The sequence below is a fragment of the Micromonospora sp. SD19 genome, assembly GCF_054462275.1.
Genome location: NZ_JBTLMN010000001.1, coordinates 1,239,712 through 1,266,204, shown reverse-complemented (window position 1 = coordinate 1,266,204; position 26,493 = coordinate 1,239,712). Strand labels below are relative to the sequence as shown.

Here is a 26,493-nt window from a genome sequence, read left to right as displayed (position 1 = left end):
CCCGGGACGGTGGGTGGAAGTGTCAGGTCACTGTGGGTAGCTGAACGTCGACCCGCAGGCCGCCGTGTTCGGCGGGCCGGGCCGCGATGATGCCGTCGTGCGCCTGGGTGATCGAGCGGGCGATGGCCAGGCCCAGACCGGCCCCGCCGCCCTGCGAGGTCCGGTCCCGGGCGAGCCGGCGGAACGGTTCGAACAGACCCGCCACCGCCTCGGCCGGCACGGGTTGACCGGTGTTGACCACCGACAGTGCGGGCACGCCGCTCACCACGACGGTCAGCGAGCCGCCCGGCCGGTTGTACTTGATGCCGTTCTCCACCAGGTTGGTGACCAGGCGCTCCAGCAGCACCCGCTCGCCGACGACGACCCGGGGCACGAGGTGGGTGCCGATGGTGACCCCGGCCTCCCGGGCGCGGTCGAGGTATCCGGCGAGCACCGCCTCGACGATCGTGTCGAGCCGCTGCGGGATCCGCGAGCGCAGGCCCTGGTCACTCTCGCTGAGCGCGAGCAGACCCTCGATGAGGCGTTCGTTGCGCTCGTTGGTCTCCAGCAGCTGGCTGGTCAACAACTCCAACTGCTCGCCGGTGAGCGTCCTGGCCATGCCGACCTCGATGAGCGTCCGCTGCACCGCGAGGGGCGTCCGCAGCTCGTGCGAGGCGTTCGCCGCGAACCGCCGCTGCCCCTCGTACCCGGCGGAGACACGTTCCATCATCTCGTCGATCGCCCGGGCCAGCCGGGCCAGCTCGTCGCGGCCCCGGGGCCGGATCCGGTGACCGAGGTTCTGCGGGCCGAGGTGACCGATCGGCCCGGCCAGGTCAGCGACCGGGCGCAGGCACCACGCCGCGCCGAACCAGAGCCCCACCAGGGCGGCCACTGTCACCAGCAGCACGGCCCCCAGGGGCAGCATGTACGCCCCCGGTCGCACGTCGGCGCAGACGGTACTCAGTCCCGGCACCGGCAGGTCACAGAACTGCCGCCCCCAGATCCAGGTCACCCCCGCCAGCCACTTGCCCATCGCCGGCAGCACCGGCCCGGCCAGCAGCGCCAGCAGGCCCACCAGCAGCACCCGACGTCGGGGCGTCCAGCTCACGCCGGTCCGCCGATGCGGTAGCCGGCCTTCGGAACGGTGTGGATGATCGCCGGGTCGCCGAGCTTCTTGCGCAGGGTCATCACGGTGACCCGTACGGCGTTGGTGAACGGGTCGGCGAACTCGTCCCAGGCCTGCTCCAGCAACTCCTCGGCGCTGACCACCTGACCGTCCGCGCGCAGCAGCACGTGCAGCACCGCGAACTCCTTCGGGCTCAGCGCGAGCGGGCGGCCGTCACGGGTGGCCACGTGCCGGCCCACGTCCAGCGCCAGACCGTCCTGGGAGAGCACCGGTGGCAACGCCGGAGTGGACCGCCGCCCGAGGGCCTGCACCCGGGCCACCAGCTCGGCGAAGGCGAACGGCTTGGTCAGGTAGTCGTCCGCGCCGAGGCCGAGCCCTTCCACCCGGTCGCGGATGCCGGCCGCCGCGGTGAGCAGCAGGACCCGGGTGCCGACCTGGGAGTCGGCGATGCTGCGGCACACCTCGTCACCGGTGTGCCCCGGCATGTCCCGGTCGAGCACCGCGACGTCGTACCGGTTCACCCCGACCCGCTCCAACGCACCGTCACCGTCGTAGCAGACGTCGACGGCCATCGAGAGGCGACGCAGCCCTTCGGCCACCGTGTCCGCCAACAACCGTTCGTCGTCCGCCACCAGCACCCGCACGTTTGTCCGCTCCCCCATTCGGCTTGCCCGGCATACCGTCGCAGGCCCGGGTTAAGGGTTCTGTAAGCACCCGCCGCAGCCATCCTCCACGCGCGTGTCCAGCGGGCAAACCATCGCCAGCCAGCGGATGTCGGCTTCGTTCCTGGCTCACGTCGTCTGCGTGGTCCGTCCCCGACAACCACGGCGGTTGGCGCTAGCGGGTGAGCTGCGTCACGATGGGGCCGAGGAGGTCGCCCGATGGCTGACCCGTGGCTCGCCCTGGAGTTCGGCGTCGATCCGGCGGAGCGGATCGCGCAGGTCGGCGCCGCCCACGAGGCGTTCCTGACCGCTGGCTCGGCCCCGCACCGGGTACGGGACGTGGTCCGTCGTTCCTGGGAACGCTCGGCCCGGCTCGACCCCGAGGCCACCCCGCCGATCGACCTGGCCGACGACGTTCTGGCCGCGTACCGGGCGGCCCACCCGCTGGCCCGGGTCCTGCCGCTGTTCCGCGACCTGCTCGGCGGCATCGCCCAGGACGGCGCGCACCTGATGGCGGTCTGCGACGCGCACGGGCGGCTGCTCTGGGTCGAGGGGCACCCGGGTGTGCTGCGGCACGCCGAGCGGATGAACTTCGTGCCCGGTGCCCGTTGGGACGAGACACACGCCGGCACCAACGCGCCGGGCACCGCGCTGGCCGTCGACCACAGCGTGCAGATCTTCGCCACCGAGCACTTCAGTCGCCCGGTCCAGCGGTGGACCTGCGCCGCCGCACCGATCCACGATCCCGCCACCGGGCGGCTGCTCGGCGCGATCGACATCACCGGCGGGGACCACCTGGCCAATCCGCAGAGCCTGGCGCTGGTGCGGGCCACCGCCCGGGCCGCCGAGGCGCAGCTCGCCGCCGACCGACCGCCGGAACCCGGCGTGGCCACCGTTACCGCGCTCGGCCGCGACGAGGCGGAGCTGCGGCTCGACAGTCGACGCGTCCGGCTCGGCCGACGGCACAGCGAACTGCTGGTGCTGCTGCTCCAGCACCCCGAGGGACGCACCGGTGAACAACTCGGCCTCGACCTGTACGGCGACGACCGGCTGCACCCGGTAACCCTTCGTGCCGAGCTGTCCCGGTTGCGGCGAGTGCTCGGCCCCGAGTTGCTCGACTCGCGCCCGTACCGGCTACGCGGCACCGTCCGCGCCGACTTCACCACCGTCGCCGACCGGTTGGACCAGGGCGATCCGGCGGGGGCGCTCGACGCGTACCCCGGGCCGTTGCTGCCCGGCTCGGACGCGCCGGGAGTGACGCGACTGCGCCGGCTGATCGACGGTCACCTCCGCGCCGCCGTGCTGGCCACCGCGGACCCGGCGCTGCTCGCCGCCTGGACCGCGACGCCGGCCGGCGCCGACGACCTCGCCGCCTGGCAGGCCCTGGCGCGGGCGCTGCCGGTGGGCGCGCCGCGTCGGCCCCTCGCCCTCGCGCGCATCGACCAGCTCGCCGGGGAGTACGACCTCCAGCGCGCAACGTGGCTGCAACGTTCCTGAAACTAGCGTCGCCGTCGGCACACCCGCACAACGACGGCGGAGGTAACCATGACGCGCTACGACGCGCCCACCCACTGGCAGTCCCGTTACGACCACTTCATCGGCGGCGAGTACGTCAAGCCGCACGGCGGCGCCTACTTCGAGAACCCGACCCCGGTCACCGGGCAGACCTTCACCGAGGTCGCCCGCGGCACCGCACCCGACGTGGAGAAGGCCCTCGACGCGGCACACGGCGCCGCCGACGCCTGGGGCCGGACCCCGGTGGCCGAACGGGCGCTGATCCTCAACCGGATCGCCGACCGGATGCAGGACAACCTGGAGTCCCTGGCCATCGCCGAGAGCTGGGAGAACGGCAAGCCGGTACGGGAAACCCTCGCCGCCGACATTCCGCTCGCCATCGACCACTTCCGCTACTTCGCCGGGGCGATCCGAGCCCAGGAGGGCTCACTCGGCGAACTCGACGACGACACCGTGGCGTACCACTTCCACGAACCGCTCGGCGTGGTCGGGCAGATCATCCCGTGGAACTTCCCGATCCTCATGGCGACCTGGAAGCTCGCGCCCGCGCTGGCCGCCGGCAACGCCGTGGTGCTCAAGCCGGCCGAGCAGACACCAGCGTCCATCCACTACTGGCTGTCCCTGGTGGCGGACCTGCTGCCACCGGGAGTGCTGAACATCGTCAACGGTTTCGGCGTGGAGGCCGGCAAACCGCTCGCGTCCTCCGCCCGGGTCGCGAAGGTGGCCTTCACCGGCGAGACCACCACCGGGCGGCTGATCATGCAGTACGCCAGTGAGAACATCAAACCGGTCACGCTGGAGTTGGGCGGCAAGAGCCCCAACATCTTCTTCGACGACGTCAGCGCCCACTCCGACGACTTCCTCGACAAGGCGCTGGAAGGCTTCACCATGTTCGCCCTCAACCAGGGCGAGGTCTGCACCTGCCCGTCGCGGGCGCTGATCCAGCAGGGCCACTACAGCGACTTCCTCGCCGCGGCGATCTCCCGCACCGAGCAGATCGTGCAGGGGCACCCCCTGGACACCGACACGATGATCGGCGCGCAGGCCTCCAATGACCAGCTCGAAAAGATCCTGTCCTACCTGGACATCGGCCGGCAGGAGGGTGCTCGCGTGTTGACCGGCGGCTCCCGCGCGGACCTGGGCGGAGACCTGTCGGGCGGGTACTACGTTGAGCCAACCATCTTCGAGGGCGACAACTCGATGCGGATCTTCCAGGAGGAGATCTTCGGGCCGGTGGTCTCGGTGACCTCCTTCGCCGACCTCGACGACGCCGTGAAGATCGCCAACGACACCCTGTACGGGCTGGGCGCGGGCGTCTGGAGCCGGGACATGAACACCGCCTACCGGGCCGGGCGGGCCATCCAGGCCGGACGGGTGTGGACCAACTGCTACCACGCGTACCCGGCACACGCCGCGTTCGGCGGGTACAAGCAGTCCGGCATCGGCCGGGAGAACCACAAGATGATGCTGGAGCACTACCAGCAGACGAAGAACCTGCTGGTCAGCTACTCCACCAAGAAGCTCGGTTTCTTCTGATGCCGGTCGTCTCCGTCACCCCCGCCGCGGCCGAGTTGATCCGGTCGCTGCGGGGGCGGCACGGCCCACTGATGTTCCACCAGTCCGGCGGCTGCTGCGACGGCAGCGCCCCGATGTGCCTCCCGGCGGGCGAGTTCCGCACCGGCGCGTCCGACGTGCTGCTCGCCTCGCTCTCGGTCGACGGGGTGGCTGAGCCGGTCGAGTTCTGGATGTCGGCGTCCCAGTGGGAGTTGTGGAAACACACCACGCTGACCGTCGACGTGGTGCCGGGCAGAGGCAGCGGCTTCTCCCTGGAAGCCCCCGACGGCGTCCGCTTCCTCATCCGCTCCCACCTGGCCCCGTAAGGCCCCACCCACCCCACCCCCACCCCACCCCCACCCCCCGCCGATCTTGCATTTTGTGTTGCCAAAATGTCCTCGATGGCCAATATGTCGGGACAGGAAGTGCAAGATCGGCGAGCGGGGGTGGGGGTGGGGTGAGGGCCGGGGTTAGGAGAGGGCGGTTTGGATTGTGGCTTTTATGTGTTGGGGGCGGCGGTAGATGTCACGGTCGGTGAAATAGCGCATCCGCCAACCCGCCGCGTCCAGCCAGTTGATCCGCTCCCTGTCGTACCTGAGTCGGTCACGGCCCAGGTGCGACAGCCCGTCGTACTCGATGCCGATTCGGCGTTCGCGGTAACCCAGATCGAGCCGGTACAGAGGAATGCCATAGCCGTCGGCCACCCATATCTGCGGCTCCGGCGGAGGCAGCCCTCCATCGATCAGGATCAGCCGCAACTGGCTTTCCTGGCGGCACTCCGACCTGCCGTCCGCCAGCGGTATGAGTTGGCGGGCTTGTCGAACACCACGCAGCGCATTGTGGGCTGCCACCTCGGCCAGCAGTTCATCCTGGGTGACCAAGCCCGACCGGAGCGCGGCATCGAGCACCGGGAGTGCGTCGAGCCGCCGAACGGCGCGAGCCAGGTCGACTGCGCAGCGAGCCGCCGGCACACAGGGCAGACCATCGACGAAGACCGGTTGAGCGGGTAGGACCGTTCGGTGAACGACCACTCCGGGCAGTCGGGGCTTCGGCATATCGGCGGGCAGCTGTATGTGGATCAGATCATCACGCAGCACCCCGAAGCCGTGTCGGCGGGCGGCACTCTGTCTCGCCAACATCGCCCCATCGGGCAGCCGGAGCATCAGTGCGCGCAGTTCGTCATCGTCGCTGCAGGGCTGGTCGGCATAGACCCCTCTGCGCACGCGATGGAGTTCCTCCCGGTCGAGCCGACTGCGGATCCGCCCAACGGTGAGTTGTCGCATCAGTGCGTCGGTGCGCCACAACTGAGTAACCATGGGAGCAGGCTGACCAACCCCGGACCCCACTGAGATCCCGCAACGACCGCCTGTGGACAACCCTCCCCCCTGTGGAAAACCCCCACCCCCTAGCCCCACCGTGCTAGCGCGCCCCACCCCACCCCCACCCCCACCCCCACCCCCGCGATCTTGCACTTTCTGTGCTCATCTTTCATGCCTTATCGGGCATCTCGGCGACAGGAAGTGCAAGATCGCGGGGACAGGGGTGGGGACGGGGGTGGGGTGGGGACGGGGGTGGGGTGGCAGGGGTTAGTCGCAGGCGGTGCCATCGCCGTCTCGGTCCAGGTCGTAGATGTCGTCGCCGATCACTTTGATTGGTCCGCTGACATAGGCGGGACCGTTGCCACTGCCACCGGCGCAGTCGACGTCGCTGGCGATCGGGACGCAGCCGCTGTAGTTCGGGTCGCACTTCGACGCCTGCGGCTTCTTGGTGCCGACGGCGACGACCTGGGTCACCGGCTGCTTCGTCACGGCGGACTTGACGAGCTTCCTGCCCGTCGTCACCCCGTCGGTGGTGGTCACCTCGTAGGTCAGGGTCCGTACCCCGTTCACGCCCTTGGTGCGGACGACCCGCTTGCCCTGGGCCAGCGACGAGTCCTTGACGGTCCGCTCGCCGTACCGGATGGTGGCCCGCTCCGTCACCGTCGTCACCTGCACCACGGGCGCGGCCGCCGCGCTGGACGCGCTGGGTGCCACCGACGGGGGTGCCGACGAAGGCACAGTGGAGGGTGCGGCAGCCGCCGACGACGCCTCCTCGGTCGGCTCGCCGGGTGTCGCCAGGATGGGCTGCTGCGGCTGCTCGGCAGCGGTGCCGGTCTGGGTCGGCTTCGGCTCGCCGGTCAGCGCGCTGACGATGGCGGTGCCGGTGCAGCAGAGCAGCAGGATCGACAGGGTCACCGAGCCGAGGATCACGGCGGCCCGACCGGCGGGAGTGGTCCGACGGAACCAGTTGGGCCGGGGCTGCTGGCCGGGCGGCGGCGGGTACGACGGACCCGGGTTCTGTGGTGGTTGCATCGTCACGGCGATGAGTGTCGTCGCAAATACCGTGTGCAATATCCACCGTCGCGTTCGTCACCTGCGCCTTTCGCTTCCCGGGACGGGTCGGTGGGCGCGCCTGTGGGGGACGAGTCGATAGGCGCGGCAACCCACCAGGCCGGCGGGGCAGGGCCGATCGTGCGGGTGTCAGCACCACCAAAAACCGCAAATCACCATGCACCGGTTCGATGAGCGATCGGACGCCCGTCGCGGCGACGAAACTGTCGCGATGCCGTCACCCGGACGCGTTCATCGCTCCTGCAACCCCCAGCGAGGCGTCGGGGGGAGCGCCCTCGGCCGCGCACCCCGACACCGGCCCACGCGCCGGTGGCGGGCAACTCCAACGCGATGACCGGGTTGAGGGAGGTATGCCAGACCACCGCCTGGTGCCCGTACTCCCGCGTCGACAACGAGTGGACGACGAGAGTACGGGACGGGCGGGATCAGCCGATGCTGACGAGGGCGTTGTCCATTGCGCCGCGGAACTGGTCGTTGTTGGACAGACCCGGTCCCTTGGCGCCGATGTTGACCTTCGCCGTGTTGGTGATGGTCATCGTGGCACCGGTCGAGGACGCCACCGTCTCACTGCCGACGATCAGGCTGAGGACGTCACCGCGCCGCTTGCACTGGACGAACTTCCAGCCCTGGTCGGCGATGGAGGCGTCGGCGGTGATGAGCAGCGACGCCGCCCCGTTGGGGCCGGTGCCGGCGATCCGGCAGCCCGGCTTGCCGTCGTCGAGCTGGAGCTTCCACTGCGCCGGGTCGGCGAAGACGCCTTTCTGCATGAGGTTGGCGCCGCTGGTCACCTGACCGGCTGAAACCTTCACCAGGGTGCTGATGGTGAAGTCCTGGCTGCCCGGGTTGAGGTTGGCGGCATCCGGGACCTGGACGACGGCGCTACCGGAGGCCGGGAAGGCGATCGCCGGGCTGGCGCCCCCACCACTGGGGCGGGTCGTACGCGAGATGGCGCCCGGGGCACCGACCGCGATGCAGCCGGAGTCGCCGGGGGTGGCGACGTCGGCAAAGCACCCGGTCGTCCACGGACCGGGCTCGATCTGCCCGGTGGGAGTGGCGTCGAAGTCGAGGCGCAATTCCTCTGTGGCGGCGTACGCGGGTGCGGTGTCAACCAGGACTGCGGCGGCGAGAGCGGTGACGCCCAGAGCGAGTGCGGACATGGCACGACCCATGGTGGCCCCCCAGAGATTGGTCTGCAGGCCCCCGTGTGGCCGCAGCGCATCAATATGATCACTATGAGTACGGCCGCAGTCAATGCCGTCCGGGGTGGCCGGTCACCGTTCCTGCAGGCCCCAGGGGGAGCCGTATCCGTTCAGCAGGTCGAGGAAGGGCATCGGGGGCAGCGCCTCCGGCCCGAGCACCCCGACACCGGCCCACGCGCCGCTGGCGAGCAACTCCAACGCGACGACCGGGTTGACGGCGGTCTGCCAGACCACCGCCTGGTGCCCGTACTCCCGCATCGACCACTCGTTGTCGACCACGTGGTACAGGTAGACCTCGCGGGGTCGCCCGTCCGGGCCGAGGCCGCGTACCCAGGTGCCGGCGCAGGTCTTGCCGCGCATCCGGGCGCCGAGCGTGGCCGGGTCGGGCAGACTCGCGGCCACCACGTCACGCGGGGAGACCTCGACCCCGCGGACCCGCACCGGGGAGACCGCGTCCAGGCCGAGCTTGTGCAGTGTCTTGAGCACCTCGATGAACTCGTCGCCGAGGCCGTACTTGAAGGTGACCCGCCGGGCGTTGACCCAGCGCGGGATGAGCAGCACCTCCTCGTGTTCGACGTTGACGCACTCGACCGGCCCGATGCCCTCCGGGAAGTGGAAGACCTCCGGCTCGGAGAACGGTTCGGTGGTGAACCAGCCCCGGTCCCGCTCCCAGACGACTGGCGGGTTGAGGCACTCCTCGATGGTGGTCCAGATGGAGAACGAGGGCGCGAAGTCGTACCCGTCGACGGTGAGGTTCGCCCCGTCCCGAACACCGATCTCGTCGATCTCGCTGAACAGCTCGTCGGCGGCGTACCGGGCGAACACGTCCGACAGGCCGGGCTCGACCCCGATGCCGCAGAGCGCGAGCCGACCGGCAGTCGACCAGGTGTCGGCCAGTGCGAACTGTTCGTCACCGAGCTTCACGCCGGTCTCGGCGTGCGACAACGACATCGCCATGTCCAGATAGTCCGCGCCGGCCGCGAACGCGCCGTTGAAGATCGGCATGACGAAGCGCGGGTCGACGGCGTTGAGCACGTGCGTGATCCGGTGCTCCCGGCACAGCGCGGTGACCGCGTTGGCCGAGGCGGCGTCCACCTGGGCGGCGACGAAGCGGTCACCATGCCCGGCGACCGCCCGCTGGGCGCGAGCGGGGTCGTGGTCGGCAACCACCATGGTCTCGAAGAAGGTCCGTCGGGCGGCGATGGCTACGGCGGCGGAGCCGACGCCACCGGCGCCGACGAGGAGGACACGCATCAGGAATCAAACCCCAAACCGAAACGATCGAGAGTACGGAGCCAGAGGTCGCGCCGGCCCTCGCGCGCGTCGGCGCGGGCCAGTGACCAGCGGGTGAGATTGATGCCGACCGCGCGGACGGGTTCCGGCGGGAACGGCAGTGGCTTGCGGCGAACCAGGTCGAGCCCTGTCAGCGGGGTGTTCCCGCCGTCGAGCAGGTCGAGCAGCACCCGGGCGCCGAAGCGGGTGGCCCCGACGCCGAGGCCGGTATAGCCGGCCGCGTACGCCAACCGACCGCCGTAGGCGGTGCCGAAGAACGGGCAGAACCGGGTGCAGGTGTCGATGACGCCGCCCCATCGGTGGCTGAACCGCACGTCCGCGAGCTGCGGGAACGTGGTGAAGAAGTGGCGGGCGAGGGTGGTGAAGGTGGCCGGTCGTTGCTCCAGCTCGGGTGCGACCCGGTTGCCGTAGTGGTAGACGGCGTCGTAGCCGCCGAAGAGGATCCGCCCGTCGGCGGTGATCCGGTAGTAGTGGAACTGGTTGGCGGTGTCGGCGAGCCCCTGCCGGTTGCGCCAACCGATGGCGTCGCGCTGGGCTGGGGTGAGCGGCTCGGTCATCAGCACGTGGTCGTAGACCGGCACCAGGTAGGCCCGCAGCCGGCGCAGCAGCGGCGGGAACGCGTTGGTGGCCAGCACCACCCGACGCGCCCGCACCGAGCCGGGTCGGCCGTCGGCCCGGGCGTCGACCGGGTGGGCGGTGGGCTCGGCGCCCAGGGTGCTGGCGTGCAGCGCGGCACCGTCGGCGCGCAGCCCGGTGACCCTTGTGTGTTCGTGCACGCGTACGCCGAGGTCGAGGCAGGCGCGGCGAAGCCCCCAGGCCAGCTTCGCCGGGTCCACCATGGCCACCCGGTCGGCGTCGAACATCCCACCCAGGTAGGTCGGTGAGTGCACCTCGGCGCGCACCTCGTCCCGGTCGAGCAACCGCACCCGGTGGCCGTACCGGCGGGCCAGGTCCGCATCGGCGGCCAGCCCGTCGAGTTGGTACGGCTCGACGGCGACGGCCAGCTCACCGGTGCGCTCGAAGTCGCAGTCGATGTCGAACGTCGCGACTGTGGCGGCAATGGCGTCCAGGTTGTCCCGGCCGAGACGTTCCAACTCGCCGACCTCGTCGGGGAACCGGTCGACGCCGTTGGCGAGGCCGTGGGTCAGCGAGGCGGCGCAGAACCCGCCGTTGCGCCCGGACGCGGCCCAACCGCAGGTCCCGGCGTCGACGAGCAGCACGTCCCGGTCCGGGTCCGCCTGCTTCGCCAACAACGCGGCCCACAGTCCGCTGTAACCGCCACCGATCACCAGCAGGTCGGCGGAGTGCCGACCAGTCAGTGGCGGTAGCGGGTCGGGGCGGTCCGGGCGATCGAGCCAGTACGGCACGGGTGCCGCGTCGGCCAACGCCCGGCCGGTGTGCGGAATCGTCATGACGGAACACCGGTCGGAAGACCCGCATCCGGGAGGGTCATGACGACCGACGCAGGTGACCCGGCGGCCCGGCCAGCAGGTTGGCGCGGCGGGCCCGTCGACCGCGCAGCGAGCTGAGCCCCACCAGCAGCAGCGCGACCGCGAACATCGCGGTGCCGATCACGTTGACCTGCGGTGGGATGCCACGCTGGGCAGCGCCCCACACGTACATCGGGAACGTGACGGTGGTGCCGGCGTTGAAGTTCGTGATGATGAAGTCGTCGAAGCTCAGCGAGAAGGCCAGCAACGCGGCGGCCACGATGCCGGGCAGCACCAGCGGCAGGGTGATCCGCCGGAAGGTCTGCCACTCGTTGGCGTAGAGGTCCATGGCGGCCTCCTCCAGCCGCCGGTCCATCCCGGCGAGCCGCGCCTTCACGGTGACCACCACGAACGACACGCAGAACATCACGTGCGCGATCAGGATGGTCCAGAAGCCCTGCGGCACGCCCGCCGACACGAACAGGGCCAGCAACGACGTGCCCATCACCAACTCCGGGGTGGCCATCGGCAGGAAGATCAGCACGTTGATCCCGGACCGACCCCGGAAGCGGTGCCGGACCAGCGCGAACGCCATCAGGGTGCCGAGCACGGTGGCGACCACTGTGGCGAGGAAGCCGATCTGCACGCTGCGGACCACGGCGTCACACATGTCCGAGGTGGCACACGGTTGCCGCCAGTTGTCCAGCGTGAACTCGTTGAAGTCGTACGACAGTCGGCTCGACGGCCTGTTGAACGACAGTGCGGCCACCACCAGGATCGGCAGCGCCAGGTAACCGAGCACCAGCAACGCCACGATCATCACCCAGCGGTCCGCCAACCAGCGCGAGAGTCGCATTAGAGGACCTCCTCCGTGCCGGCCCTGCGCAGATAGCCGAAGACCACCGCGAGGATCGCCGCCATCAGCAGGAACGACAGTGCGGCACCCTGCGGGTAGTCCAGCCGGACCAGGAACGCCGAGTCGATGACGTTGCCGATCATGTATTCGTTCGGGGTGCCGAGCAGTTCGGCGTTGATGTAGTCACCGCTGGCGGGGATGAAGAACAGCAGCGTGCCGGCGACCAGACCGGGCATGGACAGCGGCAGCGTCACCCGCCGGAACGCCTGCGCCGGGCTCGCGTACAGGTCGGTGGCCGCCTCGAGCAGCCGGGGGTCCAGCCGCTCCAGGCTCGCGTACAGCGGCAGCACCAGGAACGGCAGGAAGTTGTACGTCAGGCCGAGCACCACAGCGAACGGCGTGGCCAGCAGCCTGCCGTCCGGTGCGAGCAGGTGCACGTCCCGCAGCAGGCCGACCAGCGCGCCGTTGTCCGACAGGATCGTCTTCCAGGCCAGCGTGCGGACCAGGAAGCTGGTGAACATCGGCGCGACCACGCACACCAGCAGCAGGTTCTTCCACCGGCCGGCCTTCTGCGCGATCGCGTACGCCAGCGGGTAGCCGAGCAGCAGCGCCAGCACCAGGGCCAGCCCGGCGTAGCCGAACGAACGCAGGAACTGCGGCCAGTACGCCTGCACCACATCCGGGTAGTTGCCGAACGCCCAGGTCATCGCGTACCCGGTGGAGAGCGAACCGCTGGGGTCGTACAGGCTGGCCGCCGCCAACTGCGCCAGCGGCACGCCGAAGAAGATGAGCAGCCAGGCCGCGCCGGGCAGCAGCAACAGGTACGGCAGGAGCCGGTGCCGCCCGGGTCGAGGTGCCGAGGGCGGTGGCTCCCCCGATCCGGTGCGGGCCAGGAGGGTCATGACGCCGCGCCCACCGGCTCGTCGAGCACCGGCGACGTCCGGTCGGTGTCGGCGGCGTCGCGGGGCAGCAGAAACGCGTGCCGGGGATCCCAGTACGCCACGGCTTCGCTGCCGACCGGCACCCGCTCCGACGCGCCGCTGTTGGCGGCGAAGACCGACACCTCGGTGCCCCAGCCGGTGCGCAGCAGGTACTGCGTGCTGACTCCCACGTAGGAGGCGTCGGTGACCACCCCGGTGACGTGCTGATGTCCTTGGGGCACCTGGTCGGCGGAGCCGACCAGAATCAGCTTCTCGGGGCGTACCCCCAGGTGAACCGGACCGTGGTCGGCCCGCGACCGGCCGGCGGGCACCGAGAACCGCGTGCCGTGCGCCGTCACCGCGACGTCGCCGCCGCCGGCGCCGGTGGCCTCCCCGGCGAGCAGATTGGACTGGCCGAGGAAGTTCGCCACGAACGCGGTGGCGGGGAACTCGTAGATGTCGGCCGGGGCACCCAACTGCTCGATCCGGCCGGCGTTCATCACCGCGACGGTGTCGGCCATGGTCATGGCCTCCTCCTGGTCGTGGGTGACGTGCACGAAGGTGATGCCGACCTCGATCTGGATGCGCTTCAGCTCGATCTGCATCTGTCGGCGCAGTTTCAGGTCGAGTGCGCCCAACGGTTCGTCGAGCAGCAGCACCTGCGGCCGGTTGATCAGGGCGCGGGCCAGCGCGACCCGCTGCTGCTGACCACCGGAGAGCTGGGCGGGGCGGCGGTTGCCGTAACCGTCGAGCTGCACCAGGGACAGCATCCGGGTGACCTCGTCGTCGACCGAGCGGATGCCGCGTCGGCGCAGCCCGAAGGCGACGTTCTCGAAGATGCTGAGGTGGGGGAAGAGCGCGTAGCTCTGGAAGACGGTGTTGACCGGCCGCTTGTACGGCCGCAGCCGGGCAATGTCCCGGTCACCGAGGAGCACCTGGCCGGTTGTCGGTTCCTCCAGGCCGGCGATCATCCGCAACGTGGTGGTCTTGCCGCAGCCGGACGCGCCGAGCAGCGCGAAGAACGAGCCCTGTTCGATGGTCAGGCTGAGGTCGTCGACAGCGGTGAAGACGCCGAAGCGTTTGGTGAGGTTGGCCAGGCGCAGGTCGCCGGCGGGTGTCTCGCGCGCCATCCCCGTCACGCCCCGATGACCTGCTGGAACTTACCCTCGTACTCCCGTTCCTGCTTCTCGTCCAGGGCCATGAACACCTTGGACTTCGACAGCAGCGCCTCGTCGGGGAAGATCAGCGGGTTCGCTGCCAACTCGGGGTCGATCTTCTCCATCTCGGCCTGCGCGCCCTTGACCGGGCAGATGTAGTTGACGTAGGCGGCGAGCTTCGCCGCGACCGCCGGCTCGTAGTAGTAGTTGATCAGCGCTTCGGCGTTGCTCTTGTGGGTGGCCTTGTTGGGGACCATCATGTTGTCGCTGTAGAGCATCACGCCGGAGTCCGGCGCGACGAACCGCACCTTCTCGTCCTCACCGGAGAGTTGGATCACGTCCCCGGACCAGCCGATGCACGCGGCGATGTCACCCTTGGCCAGGTCGGGCGCGTAGTCGTTGCCGGTGAACTTGCGGATCTGGCCGGAGTCGACGGCCTTCTTGAGCTTGTTGAGGGCGTCGTCGAACTGGGCGGCGGTGAAGTTCGCCGGGTCGTGCCCGTTCGACCCGAGCAGCAGACCCATCGTGTCGCGCATCTCGCTGAGCGCTGTCACCTTGCCCTTGAGGTCGGGGCGGGTGAGCAACTCGTCCACTGTGCGCAGTTCCTTCGTGACGTTGCCGTTGTACGCCAGACCAGCGAGGCCGGACTGCCACGGGATGGAGATCCGGTTCTCGGTGTCGAAGGGGCGGTTGAGCAGCGACGGAAGCAGGTTGGCCTGCACGTTCGGGATGTTCGCCGGGTCCAGCTTCTGGATCCAGCCGAGCCGGATCATCCGGGCCGCCATCCAGTCGGTCAGCACGATGATGTCCCGGTCGGTGCTCTGGCAGGCGGCGAGCTGGTTCTGGACCTTGCCGAAGAACTCGTTGTTGTCGTTGATGTCCTCGGTGTAGGTCACCTGGATGCCGGTCTTCGTGATGAACTCGTCGAGGCTCGGCCGCTTGGACTCGTCCTTCTCGTCCACGTCCATGTACTGCGGCCAGTTGGCGAAGGCGAGCTTCTTCTCGGTGCCGGAGAGGTCCTCGCTGACGCAGCCGGCTTCGGTCTGCTGCGCACCCTTGGTGCCGCAGCCCGCGAGGCTGCCGCCCATGGTGAGCAGGGCGGCCGAACCGAGAGTGCCGGTGAGCAGTCCACGCCGGGAGAGGGGCCGGAGGGGAGTACGCATGACGACTCCTAGGGGGTCATCGTCGGCGGGCGGGACGGGGAGGCGCGCCGGCGGGAATGTCGGGAGGATGAAGTGCCATGGACGACTGATCCTGACATGAGGTGACCTCCCTTACAAGGGATTCCGTTGTGGGAATAGCGATGTACGACGAAATACGCCAGACTACGCGGGGATACACGCGCGACATCACGATTCGGGATATGGGGAGCGGGCAATGACAAACCGGCAGCACGAGAACAGCAACGGCGGTCGACGCGTCGCTGTCCGTGACGGTGCCAATCACGCTCTGCTGGATGACGTGGCCAAGCAGATCATCGAGCAGCTCCAGGAGGACGGCCGCCGCCCCTACGCGACGATCGGCAAGGCGGTGGGGCTGTCCGAGGCGGCGGTCCGCCAGCGGGTGCAGCGGCTGCTCGACTCCGGCGTGATGCAGATCGTGGCGGTGACCGATCCGCTCCAGCTCGGCTTCCCCCGGCAGGCGATGATCGGCCTGCGTACCGACGGTGACCTGGAGGCGGTCGCGGACCGGCTGGCCGAGCTGGAGGAGGTCGACTACGTGGTGATCACCGCGGGGTCGTTCGACCTGCTCACCGAGGTGGTCTGCCGCAACGACGACCACCTGCTGGAGATCCTGCAACGGCTGCGCGCCGTGCCCGGGGTGCTCTCCACCGAGGCGTTCGTCTATCTCAAGCTGCGCAAGCAGACCTACACCTGGGGCACGGCCTGAGCCTCCCTTTGATCAACTCGGCTTTCCGGAAGTCGGGGCGTCCGGGCCGCCCTGATGCCCCGATTTCCGGCAACCCGAGTGGATCGAGCCGGCGGCCGCGGGGGGAGCTACCACCGGTCAGGCCCTTTGGAGCTGATGTCGCAAACGATTCAACGGCCGGCGGACGCGACCTGGACAGCCGAGCGGCACCCGACCGACTCGTCCTGATGTCGCAAACGATTCAGCTCCAAAGGCAGCCACCAGCACACCTCCGGCCCCCGCCCAGACTCCCGCCGACCGCCGACGAACTGGCCAGCAGCAGTACGAATTCCGTTGCATCCATGACGTCAGCGCGCTGAATCCGTCGCCAACGGACGGTGATACCGCCGATAACACTTGCTTCGTAGCGTAAGACTGTGCGATAACCGTTGGCAGAGCGGCCGGCCTCACCCCGTTGACCGGCCCGATGACCGATGGGGCTGACATGGCCAACGCCACCGACCACCTCTGGATGCACTTCACCCGGATGGCGAGCTACTCCGCCGGTGAGGTGCCGACCATCGTGCGCGGCGAGGGTGCGTACGTGTGGGACGCGCAGGGCCGCCGCTACCTCGACGGGCTCGCCGGGCTCTTCGTGGTCAACGCCGGCCACGGCCGCACCGAACTGGCGGAGGCTGCCGCCAAGCAGGCCGGCGAGCTGGCCTACTTCCCGCTCTGGTCGTACGCCCACCCGAAGGCCGTCGAGCTGGCCGAGCGGATCGCCGCGCTCACCCCCGGCGACCTCAACCGGATCTTCTTCACCACCGGGGGCTCCGAGGCCGTCGAGGCGGCGTGGAAGCTGGCCCGCGCCTACTTCAAGCGCACCGGCAAGCCCAACAAGTACAAGGTGATCAGCCGCTACATCGCCTACCACGGCACCTCCATGGGCGCCCTGTCGATCACCGGCCTGCCCGGCATCAAGAGCGACTTCGAGCCACTGGTGCCGGGCGCGATCAAGGTGCCGAACACGAACTACTACCGGGCGCCCGAGCACGGCGACGACCCCGAGGCGTTCGGCCGTTGGGCCGCCGACGAGATCGGTCGGGCCATCGAGCGGGAGGGGCCGGACACTGTCGCCGCGGTCTTCCTCGAGCCCGTGCAGAACTCCGGCGGGTGCTTCCCACCCCCTCCCGGCTACTTCGACCGGGTACGGGAGATCTGCGACGCGTACGACGTGCTGCTCGTCTCGGACGAGGTGATCTGCTCGTGGGGCCGGTTGGGTGAATACTTCGGCGCGGTGCGCTACGGCTACCAGCCGGACATCATCACCACCGCCAAGGGCATCACCTCCGGCTACGCCCCGCTCGGCGCGATGATCGCCAGCGACCGGCTGATGGAGCCGTTCCTTACCGAGACCGGCATGTTCGCCCACGGGGTGACCTTCGGTGGACACCCGGTCTCCTGCGCGGTGGCCCTGGCCAACCTGGAGGTCTTCGCCCGCGAAGACCTGGTCGGGCACGTACGCGCCAACGAGGCCGCCTTCCGGGCCACCCTGGAGAAGCTGTACGACCTGCCGATCGTCGGCGACGTCCGCGGCGACGGCTACTTCTACGGCATCGAACTGGTCAAGGACAAGACCACCCGGGAGACCTTCAACGAGGCCGAGTCGGAGCGCCTGCTGCGCGGCTTCCTCTCCACCGCCCTGTTCCAGGCGGGCCTCTACTGCCGGGCCGACGACCGGGGCGACCCCGTCATCCAGTTGGCCCCGCCCCTGATCGCCGAGCAGCAGCACTTCGACGAGATCGAACAGATCCTCCGCACAGTCCTAACCCAAGCCTGGACCAAGCTCTAACCCCACCCACCCACCCCAGACCGTGTTGATCAAGAGGTTTGCGTCAAGAACGCGCCAGACCATGACCGAAACCTCTTGATCAACGCCGGGAACGGCGGGGGCCGGGCGGCGCGGGGGGGCCGGGAAGGGTCGGGGGCCGGGGGTTAGTGGTTGGGGGGGATTACTCGGAGGTGGCCTCGGCGGCCGGTCTGGTGGGGGTTCTCCGAGTGGTGCTGGTCCGGCTCCGGGGGGCGGGGGGCCGGGCGGGCGGCTTCGCGGACCGCTTCGGCCAACGCGACCAGGTCGTCAGTGGTGGGCGGCGGCGGCTCGAACTCGCCCTCGTGCCGGACGACGTCCCAGCCCCGCGGGGCGGTGAGGCTGCGGGCGTGCGGCTCACACAGGTCGTACGTGTGTGGCTCGGCGAACGCCGCCAGTGGCCCCACCACCGCTGTCGACTCGTTGTAGACATAGGTCAATGTGGCGACCGCTTGCCGGGGGCAGCCGTTACGGGAGCAGCGCCGTGGTGACCTCACGTGCGGCAGGGTATCTCCATTACCGGGTCCGGCGCATCGGTTCGCGTTGCGACACGCCCGTCATGGTGATCACAGTCGACCGCCCTGGGCGCGCCGCGCCACAGGATCGGCGCTGCCGCTGGCCAGCCCGACACGGGCGCTACCCTTTGCCTCATGACGAGCCCGGAACACCGCCGCCCCGGCTCGGGCCGGCGTGCGCATCGGGACCGGCACGGGCGCGGCCTGCGCGGGCGGCTGGTCCCGGCCACCGTGCCGCTGGCACGGACCAAGGCCGAGGTCTTCGACGACCTGGTTCTGGACACCGTCGAGACGTTGGAGCGTCGGTTCGCCAAGGAGCTGGCGGGTGTTGAGTTCGCGGTCGAGGACGTCCCTCCGGACCTGAACGTCTACGACTCGGATGTGCTGGAGGACGGCGAGGTCCCGCTGGCCCGGCTGCTGCCCGGTCGCCCGGGCCGGCAGGAGATGCCGCCGCGGATCGTGCTGTACCGACGGCCCCTGGAGTTCCGGGCGATGGACCGCGAGGACCTCGCCGATCTCGTCCATGACGTGATCATCGAACAGGTGGCGAACCTGCTCGGGGTGGACCCGGACGAGCTCGCCTGAGCCGACCTCCGAGCGGAGAGTCGGGCGGCCCCCACCGCCTCGACCCCACACCGCCCCGACCTGAGACCGGTCAGGCGGCCCGCCGCTTCAACTTGCGCCGCTCCCGCTCGGAGAGCCCACCCCAGATTCCGAACCGCTCGTCGTGACCCAGAGCGTATTCAAGGCACTCGGTCTTGACCTCGCAACGCGAACAGATCCGCTTCGCCTCGCGGGTCGAGCCGCCCTTCTCGGGAAAGAACGCCTCGGGGTCGGTCTGCGAGCACAACGCCCGCTCCTGCCACTCCGGCGCGTTTCCGAGCAGGTCGGCCACCTCAAGCTGGCCGTCCATCAAATGCCTCCTTGTCGCGCACCGGCGTCATCGCCGCTGCAACCCCCCACGCGAAAGGCGTGCTTGTCCGTCCGGTCCCGTTTTGTTGCGTTCCGTGCGAACAACCCCATTCAAATTACACGCGTGTAATGCGTGCGCCGTCAAGCCAAACTTGATAATGGAGTCGCCCTCCCGACACCCTCGGCCGACCCACTCGGGCCGTCCAGCCTCGCAACCTGCCCTATCGATTCAGACCCCGGCCGAGTAACGCCCTCTCCGGCGAGTTGCCCGACTTTTCTCCCGTGGCGCTTCCCCGACGAGTCGCCGCCCGGACGGCACCGGAGACCTCCAACGCTAAGCTGATCTTGGTGGGAGACAGGTTAACGCGACGCGGCACAGACTGCCTGTCGAGCCGCAGACAGCACTCGCGCCCCGTCCATGATGTGGACGGGGCGCGGCGGTAGAACCGATTCGTCGAGATCAGTCAGTTGCACCAAAACCGCTGCTCGGCCAGGCGAATTCAGCTATCTCTCCACCATGGACAGAAATCGTGCCGGCGGACGTACGGTCGTCCCACCAGACGGTATAGATCCCGCTCGGCAGACCGGGATAGACCGCACTGTGGAACGAGCCGTCCCGCACCTTGCGCTCGCGCACCGCCGAGTGGACCCGCCGGTCGTCGTCGCGACTGATCTCGATCTCCCGCCCCCGCAGATCCCGACCCGTGTAGATGATCAGGGCACCGGTGTCGCCGCCCATATCCAGGACGACACTCCCGGTCTCCGACGGCCCGTACGCGTGCTCGTGCATCCGCCCGCCCCCTGCGCGGTCAGGACGCCGCCGACGGGTTGTTGAACCAGTCGGCGGTCAACGTCTGCCGGCGGGTCAGTCGCGGCCACTCCCGCTTCCGCTGATCACTGGTCATGGGCAACCTCTCCGGCGTGGCGCGAACGCGCCCGCGGAGACGGACGGGTCCGACGCCGCCTCGCGACACCGCCGGGCCCCTGAGGGGACACCGGTGGCGGTCCTCGCCGTGACCGCCACCGGCACCGCGTGGTACGGCCGGCGGCGGGGAAAGGTTCGACGTCAGGGCCGGGCGTGACCGTACGCGGTCGACCGCTTGCGCGCCGGGCGACCGGCGGCCTTCGCGATGGCCCGCAACTGCTCCTCGGTACGCGCCGACCCGTTGTCGGAGCCGGCCATCCGGGAGATCGTCTCCTCCATCAGCGTGCCGCCGAGGTCGTTGCAGCCACCCTGGAGCATCGCGACAGTGCCCTCGTCACCCAGCTTCACCCAGGAGCACTGGATGTTGTCGATCCGGCCGTGCAGCAGCAACCGGGACATGGCGTGCACCACCCGGTTCTCCCGCCAGGTCGGCCCCGGTCGGGCGATACCCGCCAGATAGATCGGAGCATTGGTGTGCACGAACGGCAGCGCCACGAACTCGGTGAACCCGCCGGTACGGTCCTGCACCCCGGCCAGCACCCGGAAGTGCGCCAGCCACTGCCCGGGGTGGTCGACGTGGCCGTACATCATCGTGGAGCTGGACCGGATGCCCAGCTCGTGTGCGGTGCTCACCACCTCGACCCAGGCGGCGGCCGGGAGTTTGCCCTTGGTGAGCACCCAGCGCACGTCGTCGTCGAGGATCTCGGCGGCGGTGCCGGGGATGGTGTCCAGCCCGGCCTCGCGGAGCTGGAGCAGCCACTCGCGAACCGGCACGCCGGCCTTCGCGGCGGCGGTGACGATCTCCATCGGGGAGAACGCGTGCACGTGCATCTCCGGCACCCGGGCCTTGATGGCGCGCACGATGTCGGCGTACCCGGTCACCGGCATCTTCGGGTCGATGCCGCCCTGCAGGCACACCTCGCTGGCACCGGCCGCCCACGCCTGCTCGGCCCGGTCCGCGACCTGCTCGACGGAGAGCCGGTACGCGTCGGCGTCCCGCTCGCGCTGGGCGAAGGCGCAGAAGCGGCAGCCCACGTAGCAGACGTTGCTGAAGTTGATGTTGCGGTTGACCACGTAGGTCACGTCGTCGCCGACCGCGTCGCGGCGCACGTCGTCGGCGAGGCGGCACAACTCGTCGAGCGCTGGCCCGTCCGCCGCGAACAACGCCAGCGCCGCGTCGGTGTTGGCGGGTTCGAGCAGCGCCGCCGGGTCGTCAACCGCGAGCCGGAGCCCCGCCGCCAGGTCACGGTCCGCACCACCGCCGGCCGCCACCGGGGGTACGCCCGCCCGACGCGCCGCCGCCTCCGGGGTGACCTTGTCGGCCACCTCGGCCCAGTCGCCGTAGACGCTGTCGAAGTCACCCCGCCGGTCATCGGTGCGGCCCGTGGTGTCGATGGTGGCGTGCAGGTCGGTCCGGCCGCCGAACGTCTCCTCCGGCTCCTGCCAGGGCCGGCCCTGCGGCATCGCCGACTCGACGGCCATGCCGGTGGCCGGGTCGGCCAGCGCGCTCACGTGCGGCAGCAGGCGCGGGTCGAGCCACGGGTCGCCCGCGCGCACGTACTCGGGGTAGATGGTCAACCGCTCCCGCAACGTGAACCCGGCCAGCTCGCTGTGCCGGGCCAACTCCTCGATCTGCGGCCACGGACGCTCCGGGTTGACGTGGTCCGGGGTGAGCGGCGAGACGCCGCCCCAGTCGTCGATGCCGGCACGCAGCAGCAGGTCGTACTCGCCGGCGATGAGGTTCGGCGGGGCCTGGATGCGGGCCTTCGGGCCGAGCAGCAACCGCGCCACCGCCACCGTGGCGGCCAGATCGTGCAGCTCCGCGTCGGGCATGCCACGCATCGCCGTGTCCGGCTTGGCGCGGAAGTTCTGCACGATCACCTCCTGGAGGTGGCCGTACTCCCGGTGGGCGCGACGGATCGCGAAGAGCGCGTCCACCCGCTCCGCCGGGGTCTCCCCGATGCCGATCAGGATGCCGGTGGTGAACGGCACCCCCACCCGGCCGGCGTCCTCGAGCACCCGCAACCGGACCGCCGGTTCCTTGTCCGGTGAGCCGAAGTGCGGACCACCCGGCTCGGACCAGAGCCGGGTCGCCGTCGTCTCCAACATCATGCCCATGCTCGGCGCGACCGGCTTGAGCCGCTGCAACTCCGACCAGGACAGCACCCCCGGGTTGAGGTGCGGCAGCAGGCCGGTTTCCTCCAGCACCGCCACAGCGCAGGCGCGCAGATAGTCCAGGGTCGAGTCGTAACCGCGTTCGTCCAACCAGGTCCGGGCCGCCGGCCACCGTTCCTCCGGCCGGTCACCCAGGGTGAACAGCGCCTCCTTGCAGCCCTGCTCGGCACCGGCCCGGGCGATGGCCAGCACCTCGTCCCGGTCCAGGAACGGCGCCGGCAAGCGGTGCGGCACCGTCGCGAACGTGCAGTAGTGGCAGCGGTCCCGGCACAGCCGGGTCAGCGGAATGAAGACCTTTTTGGAGTACGTGACCACACCCGGCCGCCCGGCGTCGCGCAGCCCGGCGTCGCGGATCCCACCGGCCAACCGGAGCAGCTCGTCGAGCGCGGCACCACGGGCGGACAGCAGCGCGGTCGCCTCGTCGACGTCCAGCGCCCGCCCGTTCGCGGCCCGGCCCAGGGCCCGCCGAACGCTCGCATCGCTGGGAACGGACTGGGTGCGATCAACCATCCACTCACCCTATGCGCAGCGCTGCGCCACCCAACCAGTCCCGGCCCGCACCGTGGGAAACGGCACTGGACGATCATGGCACGCCTGCCGCGACCGGAGGTCGCTGAACGCGCTGGCGGCCGTCCGTCAACCACCCGACCTCGTCGATCAGGGCGGTCACCGCACCCGGCGGTCACCGCACCCCAGGCCGCTTCGCTTCCCACAGCTGGCAATCTTGGACAGTTTCCGTCAGCTCGGAACGGAAAGTGTCCAAGATCTACGTTGCCTGCCCGCTCCCCCGCCCCGCGCGGCCCCGGTCGGCCGAGCGGGGCCGCGGGGCCGCGCGGTCGGGCGGGCGGACGGGCGGGCGGACGGGCGGGCGGACGGACGGGCGGGCGCGATACCGAGGTCGACGGGGCGGAGATGACTGACCGCGACCCTCGAATGTGAGCCGGGCCCCGTTACCAACCGTCCGAGGGCTGCTGGTCGGGTGAAGTCAGCGGGGTTGATCCGGGTGGTCGTTGGGCTTGATGTGCTGCGTGCGGTCGGTGTCCGGGTCGGTGGGGTGGGAAATGACCTCGGTAGGGTCGGCCGACTTGCGCGGGATGGCCTGCGTGGGGTCGGCGGACTGGCGCGGGATGGCCTGCGTGGGGTCGGCCGACGGCGGCTGCCCGAACGGGGGCGCGGCCGGGGACGGCGACTGCGGGGCCGGGCTGGCCGGCGGCGCTGACTGCGGCGCGGCCGGGAACGGCGGTGCCGACTGCGGGTGCTGCGGGGCCGGGAACGGCGGGGCGGACTGCGGGTGCGGCGGGGCCGACTGCGGAGCCTGGAACGGCGGCGACGGCTGGCCGAACGGGCCGGCCTGCGGGTAACCGGCCGACTGACCGGCCTGCGGGTAACCACCCGACTGACCGGGAGCGGGCCAACCGCCCTGCGGCTGGCCACCGGGCTGACCGGGAGCCGGCCACCCGCCCTGCTGCTGCGGCCAGCCCGGCTGCGGCTGGCCGTAGACGCCCGGCTGCGGCTTGGGTCGCGGCACGTAGTAGTGGGCGCGCCAGATCGTGTAGACCACCCAGGCGGCGATCGCGAAGATCACCATCCAGGCGAACCGGGTGAGCACACCGAGCAGCGCGTCGAGCACCTCGGCCTCGGCCAGCCGACCCACCGTCCAGATCAGCATGGTCAGCGTGCCGAACAGGGCGCTGACCGCGTACTCGATCAGGGCTGCCTGGGTGATCAGCTTCGCCTTCGCCAGCACCGGCGAGATGTGCGTGGCCAGCAGCACCGCCAGCACTGGCAGAGCCACACCCTCCACCCCGAGGAACGCGTAGAAGGCGCTGCCCGCCCGGTCGGTGAAGGAGCTGTAGTCGTTCGGGGCGACCAACCGGAGCAGGCCCACGAAGAGGAACACGGCGTTGGCGCCGAGCAGCGCGAGCGCGGCGAGCTCACGCAGTGGCTTGGTCAGCTGACGGGCCTGTGTCGCGTCAGCGGACGCGGGCTCGGTGGGGCTGGTCACGAGCTCCCCCTCGGGGCAGGAACGGACAGGGCGCACGTGAGCCTAGTCTCGCGGGCCACCGACGGATCGCAGGCGTCACGTGCGCGAGGATGGTCGACATGCGCATCGTGGTTCTGGCCGGCGGCATCGGCGGCGCCCGGTTCCTGCTCGGGGTCCGGGCGTACGCCCGTGACGTCGGCGCGGAGGTGACCGCCGTGGTCAACGTCGGCGACGACCTGTGGTTACACGGGTTGAAGATCTGCCCCGACCTGGACAGCGTCATGTACACGCTCGGCGGGGGTGCCGACCCGGAGCGGGGTTGGGGTCGGGTCGGCGAGAGTTGGACGGTCAAGCAGGAGCTGGCCGCGTACGGGGCACAGCCGACCTGGTTCGGCCTCGGCGACAAGGACATCGCCACCCACCTGGTCCGCAGCACGATGCTCAACGGCGGTTACCCGTTGAGCGCGGTCACCGAGGCGCTGGCCAGCCGCTGGGAGCCGGGCGTGCGCCTGGTGCCGGCGACGGACGACCGGCTGGAGACCCACGCCGTGGTGGAGGACGACCAGGGGCAGCGGGCGATCCACTTCCAGGAGTGGTGGGTGCGGTACCGGGCCGACATCCCCACCCACCGTTTCGTGTTCGTCGGCGCGGAGACGGCGAAGCCGGCACCCGGGGTGCTGGACGCGATCGCCTCGGCCGATGTGGTGTTGATCGCACCCAGCAACCCGGTGGTGAGTGTCGCGCCGGTGCTGGCCGTACCGGGGCTGCGGGAGGCCGTGGCGGGCGGCCCGGCGCCGGTGGTGGGCGTCTCCCCGATCATCGGCGGCGCGCCGGTGCGGGGGATGGCCGACCGTTGTCTGGCAGTGCTCGGTGTCGAGTGCAGCGCGGCGGGGGTGGGTCGCCTCTACGGCGGCCGGGCCAGCGGCGGCCTGCTCGACGGTTGGCTGGTGGCCGAGGAGGACGCGGGCACTGTGGTGCCCGAGGTGACGGTCCGCGCGGTGCCGCTGCGGATGACCGACGAGGCGGCGACGGCGGCCATGGTCCGCGCCGCGGTGGAGTTGACGTGAGGTTGGAGATTCTGCCGGTGCTCGGCATCGGCCACGTGACCGAGGGCGACGACCTGGCCGCGGTGATCGCGACCGCCGCGCCGTGGCTGCGCAACGGCGACGTGCTGGTGGTGACCAGCAAGATCGTTTCCAAGGCGGAGGGGCGACTGGTCGACGTGCCGGCGGACGGACCGGAACGGCTGGCCGCCCGGGACGAGGTGCTGGCCGGTGAGACCGCCCGGGTGGTGGCCAGTCGGGGGGCGACCCGGATCGTGCAGACCCATCACGGCTTCGTGATGGCCTCGGCGGGGATCGACGCGTCGAACGTGGACAAGACCCGGCTGGTGCTGTTGCCGGTCGACCCGGACGCCTCGGCGCGGGCCTTGCGGGACGCGCTGCGGGAGCGCTACGACCTGGACCTGGCGGTGATCATCAGCGACACGATGGGTCGGCCCTGGCGCAACGGGCTCACCGACGTGGCGCTCGGGGTGGCCGGGATGCCGGCCATCCGTGATCACCGGGGCGAGGTCGACCCGTACGGCAACGAGTTGCAGTTGACCCAGATGGCCGTGGTGGACGAGTTGGCGGGTGCCGGCGAGCTGATCAAGGGTAAGTGTGATCAGGTCCCGGTCGCGGTGGTGCGGGGCTACCTGCCCGCCACCGAGCCGGACGACGCCGGTGGCGCGCGGGCGCTGATCCGCGACGCGGCACAGGACCTGTTCTCGCTCGGCACCGCCGAGGCCCGCGCCGCCGGGCTGTCCGACGCCGCCACCCTCGCCGATGGTCCCGGTCCGATGCCAGCCGACCTGACCGCGGTGCGACGGGCCATCGACGCGGTCGCCGGGGTGGTCGCCCCCGGCACGGTCTTCACAGTGGTCGAGGAGGCCGAGGTACGCGCCGGTCTGGTCGCCGAGATGCCCGGGTGGCCGGAGGGCGCGGCCCTGCTGCTCGGCTCGGCCCCGACCCCCGTCGAGCCGATGGGTCTGGTCCGCTTCGGCGCCGACCTGCACCGACTGCGCGTCGCCCTGGCCGCCGAGGGCGTCGGGTCGACGATGTTGCCGCCACCTCCCGGCAGCTCGGCGAGCGCCGCCCTCGCCCTGTAGCAGGGCGGGCGCGGCCCTCGTCCGGCAGCCCGGCCAG

24 protein-coding genes are annotated in these 26,493 nt (G+C 70.4%); 8 read left to right on the top strand and 16 right to left on the bottom strand.

What is annotated here, in order from left to right:
- Positions 1–22 precede the first annotated feature (22 nt).
- Together ACX27O_RS05875 and ACX27O_RS05870 are read right to left on the bottom strand one after the other, a co-directional pair.
- Entirely contained in the window at positions 23–1,087 is a 1,065-nt protein-coding gene (locus ACX27O_RS05875) for a sensor histidine kinase (RefSeq protein WP_357638194.1), read from the bottom strand.
- Positions 1,084–1,749, bottom strand: a complete 666-nt coding sequence (locus tag ACX27O_RS05870; RefSeq protein WP_030331573.1) for a response regulator transcription factor — start codon at positions 1,747–1,749, stop codon at positions 1,084–1,086. Before ACX27O_RS05870 ends, ACX27O_RS05875 begins: the two co-directional genes overlap by 4 nt.
- A gap of 237 nt (positions 1,750–1,986) precedes the next feature.
- Between ACX27O_RS05870 and ACX27O_RS05865 the strand changes: the two genes are divergently transcribed.
- Genes ACX27O_RS05865 through ACX27O_RS05855 form a run of 3 tightly spaced genes read left to right on the top strand, consistent with a single transcriptional unit; the run spans position 1,987 to position 5,162 of the window.
- Complete coding sequence (locus tag ACX27O_RS05865) at positions 1,987–3,264, top strand: GAF domain-containing protein (protein ID WP_030331574.1); 1,278 nt, start codon at positions 1,987–1,989, stop codon at positions 3,262–3,264.
- 48 nt (positions 3,265–3,312) lie between these two features.
- Positions 3,313–4,818, top strand: coding sequence for an aldehyde dehydrogenase (gene adh / locus ACX27O_RS05860; protein ID WP_458939022.1), 1,506 nt, complete (start codon positions 3,313–3,315; stop codon positions 4,816–4,818).
- Complete coding sequence (locus ACX27O_RS05855; protein WP_458939021.1) at positions 4,818–5,162, top strand: DUF779 domain-containing protein; 345 nt, start codon at positions 4,818–4,820, stop codon at positions 5,160–5,162. The genes adh and ACX27O_RS05855 overlap by 1 nt, the downstream gene beginning before the upstream one ends.
- Before the next feature lie 144 nt (positions 5,163–5,306).
- Here ACX27O_RS05855 and ACX27O_RS05850 read toward each other — a convergent pair whose 3' ends face one another.
- The 9 genes from ACX27O_RS05850 to ACX27O_RS05810 form a co-directional block, all read right to left on the bottom strand.
- Positions 5,307–6,152 carry a DUF559 domain-containing protein gene (locus ACX27O_RS05850; protein ID WP_210865065.1) on the bottom strand — a complete coding sequence of 282 codons (846 nt, stop codon included), beginning with the start codon at positions 6,150–6,152 and terminating at the stop codon, positions 5,307–5,309.
- Between the two features lie 270 nt (positions 6,153–6,422).
- Complete coding sequence (locus tag ACX27O_RS05845; protein WP_458939109.1) at positions 6,423–7,187, bottom strand: G5 domain-containing protein; 765 nt, start codon at positions 7,185–7,187, stop codon at positions 6,423–6,425.
- A 464-nt stretch (positions 7,188–7,651) separates the two neighbouring features.
- The gene (locus tag ACX27O_RS05840; RefSeq protein WP_210859662.1) at positions 7,652–8,383 is read right to left on the bottom strand and encodes a LamG-like jellyroll fold domain-containing protein; all 732 of its coding nucleotides are present in this window, start codon (positions 8,381–8,383) and stop codon (positions 7,652–7,654) included.
- 114 nt (positions 8,384–8,497) lie between these two features.
- Positions 8,498–9,679 carry a saccharopine dehydrogenase family protein gene (locus tag ACX27O_RS05835; RefSeq protein ID WP_357638187.1) on the bottom strand — a complete coding sequence of 394 codons (1,182 nt, stop codon included), beginning with the start codon at positions 9,677–9,679 and terminating at the stop codon, positions 8,498–8,500.
- Entirely contained in the window at positions 9,679–11,130 is a 1,452-nt protein-coding gene (locus ACX27O_RS05830; protein ID WP_458939020.1) for an NAD(P)/FAD-dependent oxidoreductase, read from the bottom strand. Before ACX27O_RS05830 ends, ACX27O_RS05835 begins: the two co-directional genes overlap by 1 nt.
- Before the next feature lie 37 nt (positions 11,131–11,167).
- On the bottom strand, positions 11,168–12,004 hold the full coding sequence (locus ACX27O_RS05825; RefSeq protein WP_036412865.1) for an ABC transporter permease: 837 nt from the start codon (positions 12,002–12,004) through the stop codon (positions 11,168–11,170).
- Positions 12,004–12,906, bottom strand: a complete 903-nt coding sequence (locus ACX27O_RS05820; RefSeq protein ID WP_030338300.1) for an ABC transporter permease — start codon at positions 12,904–12,906, stop codon at positions 12,004–12,006. The genes ACX27O_RS05825 and ACX27O_RS05820 overlap by 1 nt, the downstream gene beginning before the upstream one ends.
- Entirely contained in the window at positions 12,903–14,054 is a 1,152-nt protein-coding gene (locus ACX27O_RS05815) for an ABC transporter ATP-binding protein (RefSeq protein ID WP_458939019.1), read from the bottom strand. The genes ACX27O_RS05820 and ACX27O_RS05815 overlap by 4 nt, the downstream gene beginning before the upstream one ends.
- 5 nt (positions 14,055–14,059) lie before the next feature.
- On the bottom strand, positions 14,060–15,244 hold the full coding sequence (locus tag ACX27O_RS05810; protein WP_357638182.1) for a polyamine ABC transporter substrate-binding protein: 1,185 nt from the start codon (positions 15,242–15,244) through the stop codon (positions 14,060–14,062).
- Between the two features lie 214 nt (positions 15,245–15,458).
- Between ACX27O_RS05810 and ACX27O_RS05805 the strand changes: the two genes are divergently transcribed.
- Both ACX27O_RS05805 and ACX27O_RS05800 read left to right on the top strand, forming a co-directional pair.
- Positions 15,459–15,971: an Lrp/AsnC family transcriptional regulator gene (locus ACX27O_RS05805; RefSeq protein WP_030338307.1), complete on the top strand. Its 513-nt coding sequence runs from the start codon at positions 15,459–15,461 to the stop codon at positions 15,969–15,971.
- 463 nt (positions 15,972–16,434) lie between these two features.
- Entirely contained in the window at positions 16,435–17,781 is a 1,347-nt protein-coding gene (locus ACX27O_RS05800) for an aspartate aminotransferase family protein (protein WP_030338309.1), read from the top strand.
- 143 nt (positions 17,782–17,924) lie between these two features.
- Here ACX27O_RS05800 and ACX27O_RS05795 read toward each other — a convergent pair whose 3' ends face one another.
- Complete coding sequence (locus tag ACX27O_RS05795) at positions 17,925–18,293, bottom strand: DUF3499 domain-containing protein (protein WP_030338263.1); 369 nt, start codon at positions 18,291–18,293, stop codon at positions 17,925–17,927.
- Between the two features lie 153 nt (positions 18,294–18,446).
- Here ACX27O_RS05795 and ACX27O_RS05790 point away from each other — a divergent pair, with 153 nt between their 5' ends.
- The gene (locus ACX27O_RS05790; RefSeq protein ID WP_030338265.1) at positions 18,447–18,896 is read left to right on the top strand and encodes a metallopeptidase family protein; all 450 of its coding nucleotides are present in this window, start codon (positions 18,447–18,449) and stop codon (positions 18,894–18,896) included.
- 70 nt (positions 18,897–18,966) lie between these two features.
- Here ACX27O_RS05790 and ACX27O_RS05785 read toward each other — a convergent pair whose 3' ends face one another.
- The 4 genes from ACX27O_RS05785 to ACX27O_RS05770 all read right to left on the bottom strand — a co-directional run bounded on the left by ACX27O_RS05785 (position 18,967) and on the right by ACX27O_RS05770 (position 24,328).
- The gene (locus tag ACX27O_RS05785) at positions 18,967–19,224 is read right to left on the bottom strand and encodes a WhiB family transcriptional regulator (RefSeq protein WP_007455784.1); all 258 of its coding nucleotides are present in this window, start codon (positions 19,222–19,224) and stop codon (positions 18,967–18,969) included.
- Positions 19,225–19,683: 459 nt separating this feature from the next.
- Positions 19,684–20,013, bottom strand: coding sequence for a hypothetical protein (locus ACX27O_RS05780; protein WP_030338268.1), 330 nt, complete (start codon positions 20,011–20,013; stop codon positions 19,684–19,686).
- A 276-nt stretch (positions 20,014–20,289) separates the two neighbouring features.
- Positions 20,290–22,833, bottom strand: a complete 2,544-nt coding sequence (locus ACX27O_RS05775) for a bifunctional FO biosynthesis protein CofGH (RefSeq protein WP_030338270.1) — start codon at positions 22,831–22,833, stop codon at positions 20,290–20,292.
- Between the two features lie 475 nt (positions 22,834–23,308).
- Entirely contained in the window at positions 23,309–24,328 is a 1,020-nt protein-coding gene (locus tag ACX27O_RS05770) for a hypothetical protein (protein ID WP_358127627.1), read from the bottom strand.
- 98 nt (positions 24,329–24,426) lie between these two features.
- Here ACX27O_RS05770 and cofD point away from each other — a divergent pair, with 98 nt between their 5' ends.
- On the top strand, positions 24,427–25,374 hold the full coding sequence (gene cofD / locus ACX27O_RS05765) for a 2-phospho-L-lactate transferase (RefSeq protein WP_030338274.1): 948 nt from the start codon (positions 24,427–24,429) through the stop codon (positions 25,372–25,374).
- Positions 25,371–26,456 carry a coenzyme F420-0:L-glutamate ligase gene (locus tag ACX27O_RS05760; protein WP_030338276.1) on the top strand — a complete coding sequence of 362 codons (1,086 nt, stop codon included), beginning with the start codon at positions 25,371–25,373 and terminating at the stop codon, positions 26,454–26,456. Before cofD ends, ACX27O_RS05760 begins: the two co-directional genes overlap by 4 nt.
- Positions 26,457–26,493 lie beyond the last annotated feature (37 nt).

Coding starts and splice junctions, on each gene's coding strand:
- ACX27O_RS05800 (WP_030338309.1), top strand. CDS start 16,435: ATGGCCAACGCCACCGACCACCTCTGGATGCACTTCACCCGGATGGCG.
- ACX27O_RS05850 (WP_210865065.1), bottom strand. CDS start 6,152: ATGGTTACTCAGTTGTGGCGCACCGACGCACTGATGCGACAACTCACC.
- ACX27O_RS05805 (WP_030338307.1), top strand. CDS start 15,459: ATGACAAACCGGCAGCACGAGAACAGCAACGGCGGTCGACGCGTCGCT.
- ACX27O_RS05775 (WP_030338270.1), bottom strand. CDS start 22,833: ATGGTTGATCGCACCCAGTCCGTTCCCAGCGATGCGAGCGTTCGGCGG.
- ACX27O_RS05785 (WP_007455784.1), bottom strand. CDS start 19,224: ATGGACGGCCAGCTTGAGGTGGCCGACCTGCTCGGAAACGCGCCGGAG.
- ACX27O_RS05840 (WP_210859662.1), bottom strand. CDS start 8,383: ATGTCCGCACTCGCTCTGGGCGTCACCGCTCTCGCCGCCGCAGTCCTG.
- ACX27O_RS05820 (WP_030338300.1), bottom strand. CDS start 12,906: ATGACCCTCCTGGCCCGCACCGGATCGGGGGAGCCACCGCCCTCGGCA.
- adh (WP_458939022.1), top strand. CDS start 3,313: ATGACGCGCTACGACGCGCCCACCCACTGGCAGTCCCGTTACGACCAC.
- ACX27O_RS05830 (WP_458939020.1), bottom strand. CDS start 11,130: ATGACGATTCCGCACACCGGCCGGGCGTTGGCCGACGCGGCACCCGTG.
- ACX27O_RS05865 (WP_030331574.1), top strand. CDS start 1,987: ATGGCTGACCCGTGGCTCGCCCTGGAGTTCGGCGTCGATCCGGCGGAG.
- ACX27O_RS05835 (WP_357638187.1), bottom strand. CDS start 9,679: ATGCGTGTCCTCCTCGTCGGCGCCGGTGGCGTCGGCTCCGCCGCCGTA.
- ACX27O_RS05855 (WP_458939021.1), top strand. CDS start 4,818: ATGCCGGTCGTCTCCGTCACCCCCGCCGCGGCCGAGTTGATCCGGTCG.
- ACX27O_RS05815 (WP_458939019.1), bottom strand. CDS start 14,054: ATGGCGCGCGAGACACCCGCCGGCGACCTGCGCCTGGCCAACCTCACC.
- ACX27O_RS05780 (WP_030338268.1), bottom strand. CDS start 20,013: ATGCACGAGCACGCGTACGGGCCGTCGGAGACCGGGAGTGTCGTCCTG.
- ACX27O_RS05845 (WP_458939109.1), bottom strand. CDS start 7,187: ATGCAACCACCACAGAACCCGGGTCCGTCGTACCCGCCGCCGCCCGGC.
- ACX27O_RS05825 (WP_036412865.1), bottom strand. CDS start 12,004: ATGCGACTCTCGCGCTGGTTGGCGGACCGCTGGGTGATGATCGTGGCG.
- ACX27O_RS05790 (WP_030338265.1), top strand. CDS start 18,447: ATGACGAGCCCGGAACACCGCCGCCCCGGCTCGGGCCGGCGTGCGCAT.
- cofD (WP_030338274.1), top strand. CDS start 24,427: ATGCGCATCGTGGTTCTGGCCGGCGGCATCGGCGGCGCCCGGTTCCTG.
- ACX27O_RS05810 (WP_357638182.1), bottom strand. CDS start 15,244: ATGCGTACTCCCCTCCGGCCCCTCTCCCGGCGTGGACTGCTCACCGGC.